Origin of the sequence: Streptomyces sp. NPDC088766 (assembly GCF_044750845.1) — a bacterium.
GTDB lineage: Bacteria > Actinomycetota > Actinomycetes > Streptomycetales > Streptomycetaceae > Streptomyces.
Map to the genome: position 1 here is coordinate 1 of NZ_JBIVKQ010000042.1, position 17,048 is coordinate 17,048.

General features: G+C 71.0%; 15 protein-coding genes and 2 pseudogenes. 15 read left to right on the forward strand and 2 right to left on the reverse strand.

The window, feature by feature from the left end; all coding sequences use genetic code 11:
* Positions 1–93 precede the first annotated feature (93 nt).
* A pseudogene (locus tag ACIP5W_RS34655) lies at positions 94–219 on the reverse strand (site-specific DNA-methyltransferase); the annotation flags it as partial.
* 514 nt (positions 220–733) lie between these two features.
* Between ACIP5W_RS34655 and ACIP5W_RS34660 the strand changes: the two are divergent.
* From ACIP5W_RS34660 to ACIP5W_RS34730, 15 genes and pseudogenes are all read left to right on the forward strand, one after another.
* Positions 734–1,867 carry a C40 family peptidase gene (locus ACIP5W_RS34660; RefSeq protein WP_401481879.1) on the forward strand — a complete coding sequence of 378 codons (1,134 nt, stop codon included), beginning with the start codon at positions 734–736 and terminating at the stop codon, positions 1,865–1,867.
* Between the two features lie 124 nt (positions 1,868–1,991).
* Positions 1,992–2,306 (forward strand): DUF6112 family protein, encoded by a 315-nt coding sequence (locus ACIP5W_RS34665; RefSeq protein WP_011031268.1) that lies wholly within the window; start codon positions 1,992–1,994, stop codon positions 2,304–2,306.
* Positions 2,306–2,998, forward strand: coding sequence for a hypothetical protein (locus ACIP5W_RS34670; protein WP_401481881.1), 693 nt, complete (start codon positions 2,306–2,308; stop codon positions 2,996–2,998). The genes ACIP5W_RS34665 and ACIP5W_RS34670 overlap by 1 nt, the downstream gene beginning before the upstream one ends.
* 36 nt (positions 2,999–3,034) lie before the next feature.
* Positions 3,035–4,405, forward strand: coding sequence for an ATP-binding protein (locus ACIP5W_RS34675; RefSeq protein WP_401481883.1), 1,371 nt, complete (start codon positions 3,035–3,037; stop codon positions 4,403–4,405).
* A 78-nt stretch (positions 4,406–4,483) separates the two neighbouring features.
* Positions 4,484–5,955, forward strand: a pseudogene (locus tag ACIP5W_RS34680) (SCO6880 family protein).
* A gap of 98 nt (positions 5,956–6,053) precedes the next feature.
* On the forward strand, positions 6,054–6,515 hold the full coding sequence (locus ACIP5W_RS34685) for a DUF6238 family protein (protein WP_401481884.1): 462 nt from the start codon (positions 6,054–6,056) through the stop codon (positions 6,513–6,515).
* A gap of 28 nt (positions 6,516–6,543) precedes the next feature.
* Positions 6,544–8,058, forward strand: coding sequence for a VirB4 family type IV secretion system protein (locus tag ACIP5W_RS34690; protein WP_401481886.1), 1,515 nt, complete (start codon positions 6,544–6,546; stop codon positions 8,056–8,058).
* 1,022 nt (positions 8,059–9,080) lie between these two features.
* Positions 9,081–10,007, forward strand: coding sequence for a hypothetical protein (locus ACIP5W_RS34695; RefSeq protein WP_401481888.1), 927 nt, complete (start codon positions 9,081–9,083; stop codon positions 10,005–10,007).
* A 30-nt stretch (positions 10,008–10,037) separates the two neighbouring features.
* On the forward strand, positions 10,038–10,811 hold the full coding sequence (locus ACIP5W_RS34700) for a hypothetical protein (protein WP_401481889.1): 774 nt from the start codon (positions 10,038–10,040) through the stop codon (positions 10,809–10,811).
* Between the two features lie 293 nt (positions 10,812–11,104).
* Complete coding sequence (locus ACIP5W_RS34705; RefSeq protein ID WP_401481891.1) at positions 11,105–11,899, forward strand: hypothetical protein; 795 nt, start codon at positions 11,105–11,107, stop codon at positions 11,897–11,899.
* A 211-nt stretch (positions 11,900–12,110) separates the two neighbouring features.
* Positions 12,111–12,557 (forward strand): hypothetical protein, encoded by a 447-nt coding sequence (locus ACIP5W_RS34710; protein WP_401481893.1) that lies wholly within the window; start codon positions 12,111–12,113, stop codon positions 12,555–12,557.
* Between the two features lie 47 nt (positions 12,558–12,604).
* A complete protein-coding gene (locus ACIP5W_RS34715) occupies positions 12,605–13,348 on the forward strand; it encodes a glycosyltransferase family 2 protein (RefSeq protein WP_401481895.1) in 744 nt (247 codons plus the stop codon).
* A 404-nt stretch (positions 13,349–13,752) separates the two neighbouring features.
* On the forward strand, positions 13,753–14,448 hold the full coding sequence (locus ACIP5W_RS34720; protein WP_401481896.1) for a hypothetical protein: 696 nt from the start codon (positions 13,753–13,755) through the stop codon (positions 14,446–14,448).
* A 37-nt stretch (positions 14,449–14,485) separates the two neighbouring features.
* Positions 14,486–14,944 (forward strand): hypothetical protein, encoded by a 459-nt coding sequence (locus ACIP5W_RS34725; RefSeq protein ID WP_401481898.1) that lies wholly within the window; start codon positions 14,486–14,488, stop codon positions 14,942–14,944.
* The gene (locus tag ACIP5W_RS34730; protein ID WP_401481900.1) at positions 14,941–16,131 is read left to right on the forward strand and encodes a hypothetical protein; all 1,191 of its coding nucleotides are present in this window, start codon (positions 14,941–14,943) and stop codon (positions 16,129–16,131) included. Before ACIP5W_RS34725 ends, ACIP5W_RS34730 begins: the two co-directional genes overlap by 4 nt.
* Before the next feature lie 599 nt (positions 16,132–16,730).
* Here ACIP5W_RS34730 and ACIP5W_RS34735 read toward each other — a convergent pair.
* Positions 16,731–17,048, reverse strand: a complete 318-nt coding sequence (locus ACIP5W_RS34735) for a hypothetical protein (protein WP_401481902.1) — start codon at positions 17,046–17,048, stop codon at positions 16,731–16,733.

The window sequence follows — 17,048 nt, forward strand, 5'->3', positions numbered from 1 at the left end:
TACGCCACACCGCCCGCGACTGGCGAAGGCCCCTGACCGCCCTGGGCATCACCGGATGAACCCGGACAGACCTCGATCATGCAAAGGACCCTGGGTGCGCTCCTTCGCGGTCCGGCCGCCCGAGTTGTACGGCGGGTCGGTGATGACGGAGTCGACGCAGCCGTCCGGGAGACCGGAGAGAACGGCCAGAGCGTCGCCCTGGTGCAGGGAAAAAGGCAAAGAGGAACCCCAATTCGGTGCGGAAACGCGGAGGGAAACCCCGCCTCGCACGGGAGTCCTCACGGGCCGGAAATGGGCATGCAGAAGCCCATGGCCACAGGCGGAGGAAGGCGAGGGGGAGTCCAAAAACTGTAGAGCCGAATCCGCCGACGACCAAGAAGTGCCGTGCTGAGGTGCCGGTTTCCGGCACCTCACGCCGTACTTTTTGGTCAACCGCCGATCCGCGCCTACTGTTTTTGAACCGCCCGGCGCACACCGCCGCTGGCTATTCCCCTGCCCCACCTCACGGAGGTCCCCCCTGCCCAGGCACACCTAGCTCACGGCACAGCCATACACGGAGCGAGCGGCAACTCGCCCACACCGGCCCGCCTCCGATCGCCCACCCCGGCCACCGCGCCCTTCCACCACGCATGCCGCCAGCGGCGCCGGACACCGCACCCCTCAAGGAGCCGTTCATGACGTCTCGCTACCCACCCATGCCCGAAACCGCTGACCGGCGAGCGGTCCGCTCAGGTTGAAGGGGCTCGCCGCCGGCATCGGCGTCGTCTTTCTCTCCCCGATGCTGCTCGCCGGCACCGGCATGATGCTGGCCTCCTCCGCCGATGCCGTGCAGAGCAGCGGCTCCTTCAGCGGCTGCCTGACCGACATCGACAGCGACAAGGTCGCCGAGCAGGTAACCAAGATCCTCGACGGCGCATCCGGCAAAGACGTACACGTCGAGGGCTTGGATCTGCCCGCCGAGCAGATCCCCAACGCCCAGACGATCGTGGCCGCCGGCCTCTCACTCGACGTCCCCAAGAAGGGACAGATCATCGCGCTCGCCACGGCGATGCAGGAGAGCCGGCTGCGCAACCTCAACTACGGCGACCGTGACTCCCTCGGCCTCTTCCAGCAGCGTCCCTCCCAGGGCTGGGGCAGCGCCCAGCAGATCCGCGATCCGGTCTACGCCTCCGAGCAGTTCTACAAGCACTTGCTCAAGGTGGACGGCTGGCAGCAGATCACCGTCACCCAGGCCGCCCAAGCCGTGCAGAAGTCCGGCCTGCCGGATGCGTATGCGCAGTGGGAGAACCTGGCCACCGCGCTGCAGAGTGCCATCGCCAAGGCCTTCCCCGGCGCCGGCGATGACGCGGACGACAAGGACACGAACCAGGGCGAGAAGCCCTCGACCAGCACGTCCGGCTGCGCGCCGGGCCAGGACGGTTCCGGCTTCGGCCGCATCCCCGAAGGGAGCGTCCCCAAGGGCTACGCGATCCCCAAGGACGCCGACCCGAAGGCCCGAAAGGCCATCGAGTGGGCGATGCACCAACTCGGCACGCTCTACCAGTGGGGCGGGTCCTGCACGAACGCGCACGGCCCCGACCCCATGGGCCGCTGCGACTGCTCCAGCCTGATGCAGCAGGCGTACGCCCATGCCAGCATCACGCTCACCCGCACCACGTACACGCAGGTCAACGAAGGCAAGGCGGTCTCGCCCGCTCGCCTCAAGCCCGGCGACCTGATCTTCAGCCGCGGCAGCGCCGCACGGCCTGAGCACGTCGGCATGTACATGGGCGAGGGCCTCGTGATCGAGGCGCCGCGCACCACCAAACCGGTTCGGATCACCCCTATCAAGGACTGGGACGTTCTCGCGGCCCGCCGCGTCCTCTGACGCTGCCCCGCCCGGCTTCGAACCGGGCGGGCCCGCTTCCGTGCCCCTCGCGCGCCTCCCCTCCGCTCTCCCCCTTCCCGTCGGCCCTCGCCTGGCCGCGTATGCAAGGAGCCCCGCCACACCTATGTCCGTCCCTCTCGCAGACCGCGTCATCCAACTCGCTTACGACCCAGGAATCTCGCCCAAGGGTGGTGGCCTGCCCGGCTTGAGCGTGCTGAAGAACGTCGTCAACAGCATCAACATGTTCGGGATCATCGCCGTCGTCGGCGCCCTCGCCGTCTCGCTCGGCGTATGGGCCTGGGGCCACCACACCGGTGGTCACCAGGCCGAGGCCAACGGGAAGAAGGGCGCCGTCGTCGCAGCCGGCGCCGCCCTCGGTCTGGGTGCCGCGAACGGCATCGTGGCCTTCTTCTCCGGCCTGGGATCGCAGGTCCACTGATGCGGAAACGCTTGCCGTCCTCTTCACTGTCCTCGTACGGCTTGGGCTGGTCGATGAACCAGCGCATCGCGATCGGGGCCGCAATTGTCGCCATTCTGCTTGCCCTCGCCGGGGTCGTTGCCCTGCTGACCGGCGGCGGCAACGGGCAGCAGACTCCGAATGCCGCGCCACCAGCTCCCACGGGCGGCCCGTCCCGCTCCGAGGCTGCCCCGAAGCCTTCCTCCGGGTCCGGGTCAGTGCCCAAGCCTCCGCAGATCGCCGAGCCGATCGCCTACGCCAAGGCAGCGGCTCAGATGCTCTGGTCCTACGACACCCGCGACACCAGCCGCGACCAGCAACTCGCCGGCATGCGGGCTTGGATGACCACCGAGACCAAGTACGCCGACTGGCCCTCGGTCGCCGGCCAGGTCCCCGACCCGGTCCTGTGGTCGCGGATGGCCGACCAGGACCAGCACGCCACCGCCCACGTCACCGAAGGCCACTACCCCTCCGCGTTCAAGCAGGCGCTGGCCGACGACCCGTCGGCGATCACCGAGGCGTACGTCTACGTGGTCACCGTCAACGGCAAGCAGACCCTCAGCTGGAAGAAGGGCGGCGGCGGGGCCGAGGAACGGGCCGTGACCCTCGCCGTCCAGTGCCGCCCGAACCACGACTGCACCCTGGCCGCCATCGCTCCCAGCGTCACGCAGTGACCCTCGCCTGAGACAAGAAAGCAGGAGTAACTCCTCGTGGGTTTCTGTGATCTCCCCTTGGCTGACAAGTTGTGCACCGTCGGCGACGCGGTCGATTTCGCCTCGGACCCCGGAAAGGCCATCGGTGACTGGATGGCGAAGTCCACCGGTGAACTGGCGGCCTCCGCAGCCGATCTGGCCGCCGAGGCGGTCGACACCACCACGAAAGTGGACCTCAACGCCGGATGGTTCCGCGACAACTACGAGATGTTGCTTCCCCTGGGTTTGGTCCTGCTGGTCGCCACGTTCTGCGCGCAACTGGTCCGGGCCGCCATCCGACGCGACGGACAAGCACTGACGCAAGCGTTCACCGGCACCATGAGCGGTGTCCTGTTTGCCTTCTGTGCCATCGCCCTGACCACGGTCGCCGTCGAAGTGGTCGATGCTGTCTCCGACGGCCTGTTCAAAGCCGCGAAGCTCGACATCGCCTCGGCCGTGCGCCGCATCGTGAAGGTCAACCAGATCGCCGGCCTCTCCGGCCTCGGCTGGCTCGTGGCCGTCGTCGCGGGTCTGGGGGCTGCCCTCGGCGCCGTCCTCTATTGGTGCATGATGATGGTCCGCAAGGTCGGCATCCTCGTCATGGTCACGTTGGCCGTCTTCGCCTCCGCCGGCGGCGGCTGGGAAGTCGCCCGACGTTGGCGCAAGGGCTGGATCGAAGCCACCGCCACCCTTGTCGTCTCCAAGCTCCTGATGACCGTCATCTTCGTCCTCGGTATCGCCGCCATGGGGAAGACCGAAGCCGAGGACGGCATCGCCGCGCTCGCCGACGTCATGTCCGGCATCGTGATCATGGTCTTGGTGCTGTTGTGCCCGTACGCCGTCTTCAAATTCGTGCACTGGGCAGCCGACGGCACCGACGGCGAGTCCATCCACCGTGCCGGCGGAGCCGGGGCACAGATCGCAAAGGCGCACGCCGAGAAGGCCGCCCGCAAGGCCGCCGCAGCCGCGGCCACCGCCGGAACCGGTGGCGCTGCGGCCGGAGCGGGCGCCGCACCGCAGGGTCCCGATGCCGGTGGCGGATTCCCCGGCGACGTCGCCGCCAACCCGACCGGCGGTGGCGGAGAAGGCAAGGACGGTTCGCAGGGCAGCGGGACGGGAAGCTCACCCGGCGGCGATGCCGTCAAGTCCGGCCTGGAGAAGGCCGTACAGCCCGCGCCGACCAGCGTGTTCGACGATACCAGCGGCCAGGTGGGCGGCAGCCCCGGACCAGGCGGATCCGGCGCGAATGCCGCGTCCGGCCAGGGCGGCGGGTGGCAGACCACTCCGCCGACGACGACACCGCCTCCGCAGGGCGCACCTCCGTCCTCCGGCTCGCAGAACGCCGCATCGAGCGGGTCGGCTCCGCCGCCGCCTCCGACCGGCCTGTGACCCTGCCCGACTCCCGGGGCGGGACGTGCACGCCACCTCCCGCCCCCGGACTCCACCCGCGCCTCCAGGACCGCCCCCATGACTGATCTTTCTGTCGCTCCGGTCACGGTGAAGTTCCCGCACCGGAGCCGCCGCGGCATTCTCCTCGGCCTCTCCCTGCCCCAACTCGTCCTCGTCTCCTGCACGCTGGCCCTGCTGCTGATGACGGTGATCTCCACCGGACTGCTCGGTGCCATCGCCCTGGCACCGCTGTGGGCGGCATCCGGTGCACTGGTCGCGATCCGCCGGCACGGCCGCTCCCTCATCGACTGGGCACCGATCGTCACCCGGTACACGCACCGCCGCCGTACCGGCCAGACCCTCTGGCTCGCCGGCCAGTTACCCGGCCCCGGCAGGACGGCATCCTTCACCTTCCCGGCACCGCTGCTTCCCTCAAGGTGGTCACCCCCGGTGACTCGGCCAACGGAGCTGCGGCCGTCCACGACCCGCACCAGCAGACCCTGACCGCCATCGCCCGCGTCACCTCCCGGGCTTTCGCTCTCCTCGACCCGGCCACCCAGAACCACAACGTGAGCAGCTGGGGGCGCGCGCTGGCGGGTATCGCCCGCACCGGGCACGTCGCCACTGTGCAGGTGCTGGAGCGCACCGTGCCCGACAGCGGTGACACGCTCACCCGCCACTGGACCCAGAACGGGCAGCCCCAGGCTCCCGTCGCTGGACAGATCTACTCCGAGCTGGTCGCCTCTGCCGGCCCGGCCGCCGCTCCGCACGAGACCTACCTCGCCATCTCCCTCGACCTCAAGGCCGCCCGACGTCTGATCAACCAGGCCGGCGGAGGGCTGCCCGGGGCGTTCACCGTCATGGAGCAGACCACCGCGTCCATCGCCCAGGCCGCCCGCAACGCCGACCTGATGGTCACCGGGTGGCTGAGCGCGCGGGAGATCGCCGCCGTCATCCGCACCGCCTACGACCCGAAGGCGCTCGCTGCGCTCCAGCAGTGGTCCGAGACCGGCCGTGCCGAGGCCGACCCCGCAGCAGCCGGTCCCGTCGTGCAGTTCGAGGAGTACGACCGCCTCGCCACCGACAGCGCGCGACACGCGACGTACTGGGTGGAGAACTGGCCAAGGACCGAGATGGGGGCCGGGTTCCTGCACGGGATCATGTTCACGGCCGGCGTGCGCCGCAGCCTGTCCCTCATCTACGTGCCGCAGGGGCTCGAGTCCGCACTGCGGGACGTCCAGCGCAAAAAGGCCGCGATCATCGCCGACGCCAACGAGCGCGCCCGCCGCGGGCAGGTCGACTCCGAAGAGGACTCCGTCGAGTACGCCGACGTCAAAACCCGTGAACGCCAGCTCATCGCCGGGCACGCGGACGTGGCCCTGACCGGCCTGGTCACCGTCACCGCCGAGACCGACGCCCTCCTGGACGCCGCCTGCACACAGATCGAGACCCACGCCGTCACCTCCGGAGTCGATCTCCGCAGACTCAACTACCAGCAGCCGGACGCCTTCGCCCTCTCCGCGCTCCCGCTCGCCCGCACCGCCCTATGAACCAGCCGCGCCCGTGCGCGCTGGCCCACTGCACTCCGGATCACCCGCGACGGGACCTCCCTCACCACCCTGCCAACCGGCAGGAAGGACCACCACTTTTGGCCTCCTCCACGCGCCCCCACGACGCACACCCCTATCTCCGCGCCGCGAGCGCCGGCATCCGCCACCACGCACGGTCCTTGGCGCCGTCCGGCGGAGATCGGCCCGGGCCTGAGCACCGTCCGCACCTCGATGCGCTGCACGCCCACCTCACCGCTCTGCTCCATCTCCTGGACCGGCTCGCCGACCACACCCGGCCCCCTCACCCGGCCGCCGGACGCCACCTGGCCACCGCCCACACCAGGCTCTGGCAAGCCACCAGCGAAGTCCACGCCGCCTTCCACCTGCTGCCCGGGACCCCCCAGACCGACGCCCAGACCAGCGGCTGCCACCCAGAACGGCTTCCCGAGGGCCCTCCCGTGCTGACGATCTGCCAACGCCACCTTGCCGCCGGACACGTCGTCCGCCGCAAGACCACCCCCACCGACCTCCGCCCGCACACCACGGCCTGCGTGCGATGAGCACCACCCGCAGAATCGAGGGCCCCCGATGAGCCACCGGCCCGCCCGTCGTGCCCGCCGCGCGTCCGCCAGCCCGCTGTTCACCCCCCACGGCACCGACCACGCCAGCCGCAAGGCCGCCCGCCGCCGGCTCGCCGAGGCCACCGCCAAAGCCCGCGCGGAAGCCAGCGCCCACCAGAGCGAAAGCACGCGCCCCGAGCAGCAGATGCCCGCCGCGCTCTACCCACGGGGTGGGCGCCCCGGGCCCGCCTCCGCCCGCGGGAACCGGCTGAAACTTCCCGCCCACCGCATGACCACCGCGGTCGCGGCCGGCGCCTATCCCTTCCTCGCCGAAGGCGGACTCGGCGCCGAGGGAATCTACATCGGTCGCGACGTCCACGCCGAAGCATCATTCGTCTTCGACCCGTTCGCTCTGTACGGCAAGGTCGAGGGGTTCACCAACCCGAACCTGCTCCTCGCCGGCGTGATCGGCCAGGGCAAGAGCGCCCTCGCCAAGTCCTTCGCGCTGCGGTCGGTCGCCTTCGGATACCGCGTCTACGTGCCGTGCGACCCGAAGGGCGAGTGGACGCCGGTGGCCGAAGCCCTCGGCGGCCGGTCCGTCGCCCTCGGGCCTGGACTGCCCGGACGCCTGAACCCCCTGGACGCGGCACCGCGCCCGCAGAGCGTGGCCGAGGTCGACTGGGTCGGTGAGATCCGCAAGCGGCGCCTGCTCCTGCTCGGCTCCCTGGCCCGGACCGTTCTGGGCCGGGACCTGATGCCCATGGAGCACACCGCGCTGGACGTCGCCCTCGACGCCGTCGTCACCCGCGCCGCCGACACACACCGCACCCCGCTCCTCGGTGACATCGCCGCCACCCTTAACAACCCCCACGCGCTCGACGAGGCTGCCGGGATGATGTCGGGCCAGCTCGGTGACGCAGCCCGCGACCTGGCCCACGCCATGCGGCGCCTGGTCCACGGCGACCTGGCCGGCATGTTCGACGCCCCCTCCACCGTCGCCTTCGATCCGAACGCGCCGATGCTCACCATCGACCTGTCCCGCCTCGGCGGCTCCGGGGACGACACCGCCCTCGTCCTCGCGATGACCTGCGCCTCCGCCTGGATGGAATCTGCCCTCTCCGATCCCGGCGGCGGCCGGCGCTGGATCGTGTACGACGAGGCATGGCGCCTGATGCGGCACGTCGGGCTGCTTCAGCGGATGCAGGCCCAGTGGAAGCTCAGCCGCGGCCTCGGCATCGCCAACCTCATGGTGATCCACCGGCTGTCCGACCTGCTTACCGCCGGCGACGCCGGATCACAGGGCCGCGCCCTGGCCGAGGGACTCCTGGCGGACTGCTCCACCCGGATCATCTACCGCCAGGAGACCGACCAGCTCCACGCCGCGGCCTCCCTGCTCGGCCTGACCTCCGTCGAGGTGGACGCCATCGCCCACCTCAACCGAGGGCGCGGTCTGTGGAAGGTCGCTGGCCGATCCTTCATCGTGCAGCACCTCCTGCACAGCCACGAACTGGCGCTCTTCGACACCGACGCCCGCATGCACTGAAACGCCGAATTCACGCCGCCTGACGGTCTCTCACTTCCGATGCAGCGCCGTCGTGCAACAACCCTCACCCGACGATAGACGTCACACACGAGACCTGGAGCACCTCTGCAGAACCCCGACTTCGAGCTGTACGACAACGTCGGCCGCACCGCCGACCAGATCCACGCTTACCACACCCGCTCCGCCACCCCAAGCGACCTGCGCCGCTGGGCCGAGCGCGATGCCGCCGCCTTCCGCACCCGGCATTCTCTGCCGTCCGAGCCCTTCCCCGCCCCGGACCTGAGCCCCTACCGCGCGGCACTGGCCACAGCCGAGACACCGGCCGAGTTCAGCACCGTACTCAACGCCCTGCTGGACGCCGTCGCCCCGTTCCTCAACGAGGTCATCGATCACCTGGCCGCCACGGCAAAGTGGCGGGGCCAAAACCGGGGAGCCGAACCCGAGTCACCGCCCTGGCTGCTGCGCGGCGCCGCCAGCCGTATCGCCTCGGGGCTGGCCATGGTCACCGAAGCGGATCTCAAGATCCTTCGCGCGCACTACGACCCGGCCCCGGACCTCGACGCGCTCACGAAGCAGACCCGCACTGCGCCGGGCCCGCCCCCAGCCCCGCCCGGTCCGCAGCCCGGCCCCGCAGGACCCCGGCGTTGACCGCCGAGGGATCAGCCACCCTCACCTCGGCTTCCATCGCTTCGTCCCCGCGCACTCCCATCGCAAGAGTCCCGGGCCGCCACCGCTGCCCAGACCGAGCGATCTCCACCGTTACCCCTGGCCGCCCCTCACGAGGAGTCCCCTGAACCGCCCCGCTCACTTCAGCGACGCCGACTGGGCCGAGTACCAGCAGTGCCGAGTCGAGCACGACGACCTCATGGCCCAGATCGCCGACCGTGAAGCTCAGATGGAACACGATCTGATCGCTACTTACGACGAGTACGAACTCGACTCCAGTCCGGTGACGAAGCCGGAAACCGCCCCTCGCCGGACAACTCCACCGCACCGATCGCCGGCCTCCCGCAGGAGGAGCCGTGGCCGCTGACGGGGAGAGCACTCCAGATGCCCGCCGCGCGACTGCGCTCGCGCCACTTCCCGACCACCGCAACGTGCACACGCCGTGGTGGCAGGAGGTGTGGCGCCGCCACGCCCACATCACCACGCCGCTGCGAGAGCGCGGGCTGGAGTGCGACATCGAGTTCGGCCTCAGCGCCTACATCGTGCGCGTGTCGCTCGCCGACGACAGTTACCTGATCGTCAGCCCGCCGCAGGAGTCATCCTCCGAGCGCCCGCCGGGAGACCCGGAAGGCTGGATCGCGACCCGTGAGCACCCCGACGACCCGTCGCTGTTCGAGGTCGTCTACGACTCGGCTCCCTCCAGCGACCCCGGTGCCCCCCAGCGGCCCGAAGCCCGCCACGGCGGCAGCATCCAGTCCCTAATCGCGGCGATCGACCATCGCCTCACCCAGCTCGGGCTGCTGCCACATCCCGTCTCGCCCACCGGGACCCCGCACCCGCCTCCGGCTACGCCGATGCCCCAGACGCCCAAGGCCCCTGACGTCTACAACACAGCAGACCGCGCCCCCGTCTACGCCTACGGCGACGCGCTGCGCGCTCTGACCGACCAGCTCAACGGAGCCGAGTCGCATGCGGATGCCGCTGCCCTGCTGCACCAGATCCTGGAACCCACCGACGGCCTGCTGGCGCAGCTCGGCGAGTTCTTCGAAGCAGCCGGGGAGAAGGCCAAGGAAGCCGAGGAGGACGACGACTTCGACCTGTCCTACGACCTCGCCGACGCCGCCGAGATCCGGAACCTCGGAGAGGTCCTGCACAGAGCAGAGGACCAGATGCGGGCACTGACCCCACTCGTACCCACGCCGCAGCCCCCGTCCACTCCAGCCCGTCCCCAGTCCCTTCCCCCGCGAGTCCTCCCGCCGGCACAGCCGCGGCACACGCGCTGACGCTGGACCACAACCTCCCTCCAGGAACACATGACCTCACCCAGCACCGACCTGGCCGCCTTCGCCGCCGACCTCGCCGCACGCCTGCCCGGCACCTGGACCAGCCAGTACCAGCGCCACTCGCAGTACGCGGACCAGTTCTCCCTCACCGAGCAGCTCTGGGACACCGGCCACGTCGACTACGTCGTCAGCCAGTACATCCTCACCCACGACGCCGTGCTCCACGGGCCGGAAGACCAGCAGCTGTACGTGGCCGACCGCCCCCGCTACCCGCACCAGTTCGTCGTCGCCGCGCTCGCCCCCGACGGCGCGCGCATCAAGCCCCACCACTTCGCCGGAGTCGAGGAACCCAACGGCATCGCCGTTCCCAAGGACCCCGCGCGGGCGGCAGCACGAGTCGCCCGGCGACTGCTGCCCCGCTACGAAAAGGCCCTGTGGGCGGTACTCGGCAACGCGGCGCACCAGCCCGAGCCCCCGCACCGGCCCGCCCCACCGCAGGTCGACCAGGTCCTCACGCTGACCCTGTACGGCGACGGAGCCCTCGGCGCACCGTACGAGAGCGTGCCGGTGGATGCTCGCATGACGCTATACGGCAACAGCTTCCAGTACCACCCGCACCAAGCAGCGTTCCTCCTGCCCGCCACCTACGGGGAAAGCGGACGCGCCCTTCGCGTCCACGCCGTGGTCCAGCAGCTCATGGCCAAGGGCATCGGCGTGAACCTGCGCCACTCGGCGCCGACCACCAGCGCCGCCCTTCCGCCGACGTCAGCGAAGGCCGCGCTCCCGATCCGCCGTACGCGCTGACCCGCCCCCGCCCCCAGATCCTTGGAGTCTCCATCCGCATCGCCCGCCGCACCCTGCCGCTGTTCGTCGGCGCCGCCTGCCTCGCCCTGGCACTCACCGGCTGTACCACCGACAACGATGCTGCCGTCGCCAAGCAGACGCCCAGCGCCAGCAGCGCGCCGAAGCCCGCGCCTGCCCTCAGCGCCGCCCAGGCCCGCGCCGTCATCACCCACTACGCGAAGATCAACAACGAGGCCAACGCAGACCGCAACCGCGCCCTGCTCGACACCGTCGAGGACGGCCCGCTGTACGCCATGTCCGTCTCGGACTACACCGAGACCGAGGGACTTCCCGCGGCCGACCGCACGCCCTACAAGCCCTGGTCCTACGACACCGCCAGCGCCAAGCTGTACATCCCGCGCCTGGCCGCAGGAGAGGACCGCTGGTTCGCCGCCGCGCTCTCGGACGCCAAGGACAAGGCCCCCTCGCGTCTGGCCGTGTTCGCCGAAGACCCCCAGCACAAGCGCTGGGAGATGGTCTCCGTCGTCGACCTCGACAGCCCGAAACTGCCGGACATCGCCCTCGACCACGACGGGTACGCGACGGCCGTCGCTGCCGACGGCAACAAGCACCTCGCCGCCGACGCGAACCTACTGCGCACCGCGGTGCTCGACAACTTCGCCACCGGCGGCACGCACACCGGGACGAAGGTCTTCACGCCGACCACGGCGAGCAAGCAGCAGATCGAGGTCCACGACAAGACCGGCACCCGCTACGGGGACCAGGGCACCACCGTCTTCGCCGGCACCGCCAACCGCTACAAGGACGCCTACGCCCTCAAGATCACCGACGGCGGCGCGCTGATCCTCTTCTCCCACATGCACACCCAGACCGACGCCGTCGCGCACTCCGGCCTGCAGATCAACCCCGGCAAGGAAGACCGGGCCTGGCTCCACGATGTGCCCCGCACCTCCATCACGTACACGTTCGTGTGCAACGACGCCGCCACCGTCCCCGCGAAGGCCGCCCCATCCCGCCTGATCGGCTACACCTGCGCCCGCACCGACGCGTCCGGCCCGCCGGTCCCGTCCTGGTCGGACCGCGCGTAGATGCACTCGCGCGCCACCTTGATGGCCGCCGAACATTTCCCGCCCCCTGCTTGCTGCGGAGAACTCCCTGTCCACTCGCTCATTCATCGCCCGCCCCACCGTCGGCACGGGGTACACCGGCATCCACGTCCAGCTCGACGGCGCGCCCAGCCACCACCTCCCCCTGCTCCTGACCGCCTACCAGTACAAGTTCGGACGCGACATCGAGGCCATGTGCCGGCACCTCATCGACGACGTCGCCGTCGGCTGGGACGAACTCGGCACCGATCTCCTCGACGATGCCCCGCCCGCACTCGTGGCCGCGCTGACCGGCGGCGAGCACTGGCCCAGCCGAACCCTCGACCACCTGGTCACCCCGGACGGCTCCCCGCCGGTACGCATGTCGGTCACCGACGCGACCGCCGACGAGCAGGACATGCCGTGGGGATACGTCCTGCACAAGGAAGGCGTCGAGGTGATCAGCCTCCTGCACGAGGACACCGGCCCGGTCGTGAGCTGGGCCATCGATCCACGTACCGCCTTCAACGACCACCCGGCCGCCTGGTCCTCCCTCAACCCCGCACCGACCATCCCGGCTTCGCGCAGCAGGCGGCCACACAGCGCTCCTGCCGCAGCCCCGGCGAAGGCTGGCACCCCACGCCCCTCCGCCCGCCGCTAGTTCCCCTCGCCTTCCCGGAGCCCCCTCTGCCCCCGCACACCAAGCCCTTGATCACCGTCGTCATCGCCAGCCGCCTGCGCGAAGACCGGCTGGCTTACCTGGCCGCCATGCACGCCAGCCTCACCCGGCAGACGGTGCCATGGCAGGCCGTGATTGCGCTCGACGGTGCTTCGCCCGACCGCCTGCCGGCCCCGCTCGCACAAGATGCCCGCGTTCGCACCCTGGCGCTGCCCCGGCCGGTCGGCGCCGCCTGCGCCCGCAACCTGGCCCTCGGCCACGTACGCACCCCGTACACCAACTGGGCAGATGACGATGACGAGTTCACCGACGATGCGATGGCCGTACGGCTCAACACCCTGGAATCGGCGGGGGTCGGCTGGTGTGCGGGCTGGAGCGAGGACAAGTACCCCGACGGCTCGACCACCCTGTGGCGCTGCCCCACGCCGCCCGGCCAGCACGAGGCCGGCGACGTGTGGACGTACTGGAAGTCGCCGGCGGACACCATCCCCATCGGACCGACCACGATCCTCGCCCGCACCGACCTCGTGCGCGCCGCGCCGATGGGCGGCCTCGTCCAGGGTGAGGACTACTGCGCGGCCCTCGGCGTGACCGCTCTCGCCCCCGGAATCCTGCTGCCGGTCCCCGTGTACCGGTACCGCAAGTGGAACGGGCAGATGACAGCCCAGGTCGGATACGACCAACTGGAGGCGGCGGCCCGCGAGCACGCCTGGGCGTACGGCCGCAGCCTGCGCTCCGTCCTGCGCGGTGGCGAGGACCTGGTCCATGGCTGAGGCGCAGATCATCCTGTCGCACAGCCGGGAGTCCGGGATCGTCGCCATCGCCTCGGGCGAGCAGTACCCCTGGGCGCACACCGCCCTCGCGGAGAGCGGCTTCCAGCGGGACGACGACGGCGTCTGGCACCTGCCCGCGGACGGCACCAAGACCACCGTGGTCGACCTGATCAGGTGCGCGAAGCGGCACCGCACCAGCGTGCACACGAGCAGCCGCCGCTTCATCGGCGACGCCGCCCGCGACCTCGCGCGCCTCCTGCCCAGCCAGGTGGCACGCCTCGGTCGAGATCTACTCGCACCCCGCCTGGCAGGAAGACCTTGTCCCCTGGATCTGGGACAGCGGCGAACTCGGCCGCGCCGTCCAGAGCGAGCGAATCCCCTACGCCGCGCTCCTCACCGACGCGGTGCAGGGCACCACGCTGCTGTTCATCGAACGCCCCGGCCGTCAACTCGACTACCTGGTGGGGTCCTTCTCGCCCGAGGGACTGGAAGGGGGCTACGGCGATCCCCACGCCCCGCGCAGCATCGTCCTGCCGCCGTTTGCCGGACGGGCTGCCCAGGCACTCACCGGCCGGTACCTTCCGGCCTACGAGCAGGCCGTCCGCGCCCGCCAGACGGCGGCCATCGCCGCTGTACTCGGGGACATCCGCTGCGAGCACGACACCTGGCAGGCCATGAACGCCTCCGGCCGCTACAGCGACGCCACCCCGCTGAGCGCCGCCGCTCGCGGCGCCGCGACGGAGTTGTTCCTCGACCACGCCTGGCGCCGTTTCCTGACCGTCGTCGACCACGCCCCGGCGCTGCTCGACCGGTGCCAACCCGCGAACAGCCCGTGGCCCGACGATGCCTCAGCCCTCTCCCGTCTGGCCGACGCCGTGATCGATGCCGAAGCCCTGCTCGACGAGATCGTCCACGGCGGTTCCGTGCCGGAGCAGGAGCGCCGAGCACGCGCCTGGCCGGCCATCGAGACGTGGCTCACCGACGGCCAACCGTTCTTGCGTCAGGCCCGCATCAGCGCACCCCACCGTCGCCCGGCCCTGCCCGTCACCGCGCCAGCCCGCCCCCTCGCCGCGGCCCGGCCCGCGCACCGCGGGCCCTGACCCTTCCGCCCCACGCCCCGAGGAGAACCCCGCCCCCTTGCAACCCGGCACCCACTTCGCCTTCGGCGACCACGAGGAACACGGCTTCGTGGCCTCCTACACCGCCAACCTGCCCACACACCTCGCCCACTGGTACCTGGAGCGCGAGCAGTTCGAGCCCGTTCCCGGAGAACCCGGCCTGTACCGGCTCAGCGAGCCCGAGCGCGACGGAGTCCGACGCACCCGCCAAGCCGTCCACGACCTGCGCCGCCACGGCTACACCGTGCAGGCCGACATCCGCCTCGACCCGTCCCTCTCGGCCGGCCCGCCGCGCCCCGTCCGGCCCAACGGACTCCAGGAGCGCCGCAGCCGTCTCGCCCGGGCCGCCGCCGGCCGGACGACGCAGCGCTCCGCACCGCCCACCACCTCCCCGCCGACGGCCCGGCCGATCCCGCCGAAGCCCTCGTACGCTCCGACCGTCCATTTGACGGCCGCGACCGGCGGGCGGTCCCGATGACACCCGCGAGCAGCCCGGCCCCCGACGGCCCCTTGCCGACAGCTCCCGAACTGGCCAACGCGGCACGCGACTTCCGCTTGCAGATGGCGGTCATCGACAGCGAGACCGAGGCCGCGCTCGACATGACACGCGACCGCTACGGCCGTACCGTCCACGCGGGCGCCGCGGCAGCCGCACGAGCCCACCGCGACAAGGCGGCGGTGGAGGCGTACGCCACTCACCTCGCCCCGCACGCCGAGGCTCTCCTCGATGCCGCCCGACTCGTGCTCGACGAGCTGCCACCCGCCCGGCACCTAGCCGGGTGGCGGGTCGTCCTGGACGGCCTGGCTGTCTCCGCCGCCGAGATCCACCGGGCCCTCGACCGGCCAGCCGCCCCTGGCTCTCAGGCCGAACGCACTCAGCACGCGGCCTTGTGGCCGCACCTCACCGCCTGGGCGGACCACAGCTCTGTCGCCAGCAACCTCGCCGACCAGCGCGACGGCCAGCACCACAAGGCTTCGCTGACCGACGAGGAGCAGCAGATGTGGACCGAGAGGGCCCAGGCCGCGCAGCGGCGCGGCGAGCTGGAGCTGACCGAGTCGTGGTATGCCGCCGACGGGCAGTCGATCACCCTCGCTTACCTGGTCGAGGACAACGACTCGACGGTGGTCGCGCTGCGCGGCGATCCGGGGGTACCGGGCTGGCAGGTGATCGGGCACTACGCCCACGAGTACGAGGCGGGCAAGGCCCTGCCCGCTCCGGTCCCGCCCGGCATCCTGCGCGCGGACGTCTCCCGGTTCAACCGGCTGGCACCGGCCCCGGAGGTGTCCCTGCAGGAACTCATCCGCGACGTCGTCGAAGGCCACACCGCCGGTGACGCATCGAACGCTCTCCTCGGAACCGTCCAGCGCGGCTACGCCGCCGGCCCGATGGCCCGGCTGCAGGAACTCCTGGAGACGAGCAGCCAGTTCGCCAGCGCCCTGGAGACCGTGCAGGGCCGCCAGATCGCCGCCCGCCTCTCAGCGCTGGGCCGGCAGATCGAGTTCCTCACCCGCGAAGTCGAAGAGGCGGCCGAAGACCTCGGCGCGACCGTCGCCGTCCTGCCCCCGCACCGCACCCCCGTGCTGCGCGCCCGCCCGCGCCCGGCCGTGGACACCACCCCGCCCACGCCGCCACCCCGTGCCAGCACGACCGCCCGCCACCGCTAGACCCCGAGACAGCACCCGTTGTCCGCGACCGCACCCCCGGCCCCGGCCCCGGCACCGCGCATCACCTACGGCGCGATGCTGGGAAGCCCGTACGTCGCCCGCCTCCTCGGCGGCACCCTCACCGGCCGACTCCCCAACGGCATGGCGCCCGTGGCCATCCTCCTGTGGGCCACCATGAGCGGCAGCAGCAGCGCCTTCGGCGGACTGCTCAGCGCCCTGTACGGGCTGTCCTCCTCGGTGGTGCAGCCCGTCAAGGGACGCCTCATGGACCGCCACGGCCAGACGGCGGTGCGTCTTCCGGCCGCCGTGCGCAACTCGGCTCTCCTGGTCACCCTTCCGCTGACGGGACCGTACGGCGGACCGGAGGTTGGCGTACGGGACCAGGTCCTGGGGCTTGGCCTTGGTGGCCGACCTATCCCAGGTCACATGAGCCACCGCCTTGGCGGGGCCGCCATCGGTGGGTGCGGTGTTGCCGACCGAGAGTCTCTCGGCGCCGGGAAGCCAGAGTTCGCACACAGGGCTCTCCAGGGGTGTGCGCGGACACGAAAAAGCCCCTCCGGTAGGGGGGTGGAACCGGAGGGGGCGGCTTGGGGGACGGCTCAGGGGGCCGTGGGCGGGCCCTCGGGGTGCTCCCGGAGGTACCGGAGGTAGGAGAAGAAGCGGACCAGGAGGAAGGCGTCGATCGCGGCCAGGAAGCCGATACCGATGACCATGTCCCACCAGGTATCCCCGGGACGGGCACCGCGGATCGCAAGGAGCACGAGGGAGCGCGCGTACAGCAGGCCGATGATGATGCCCCACCATGAGGCGTTGATCTCGACCATCCGGAAGAAGCGCCGGGGCCGGTACAGAGCGAGGAACCCGACTGAGGCGGCCAGGCCAACGCCCAGCAGGACGTACAGGATCAGGGAGTACAC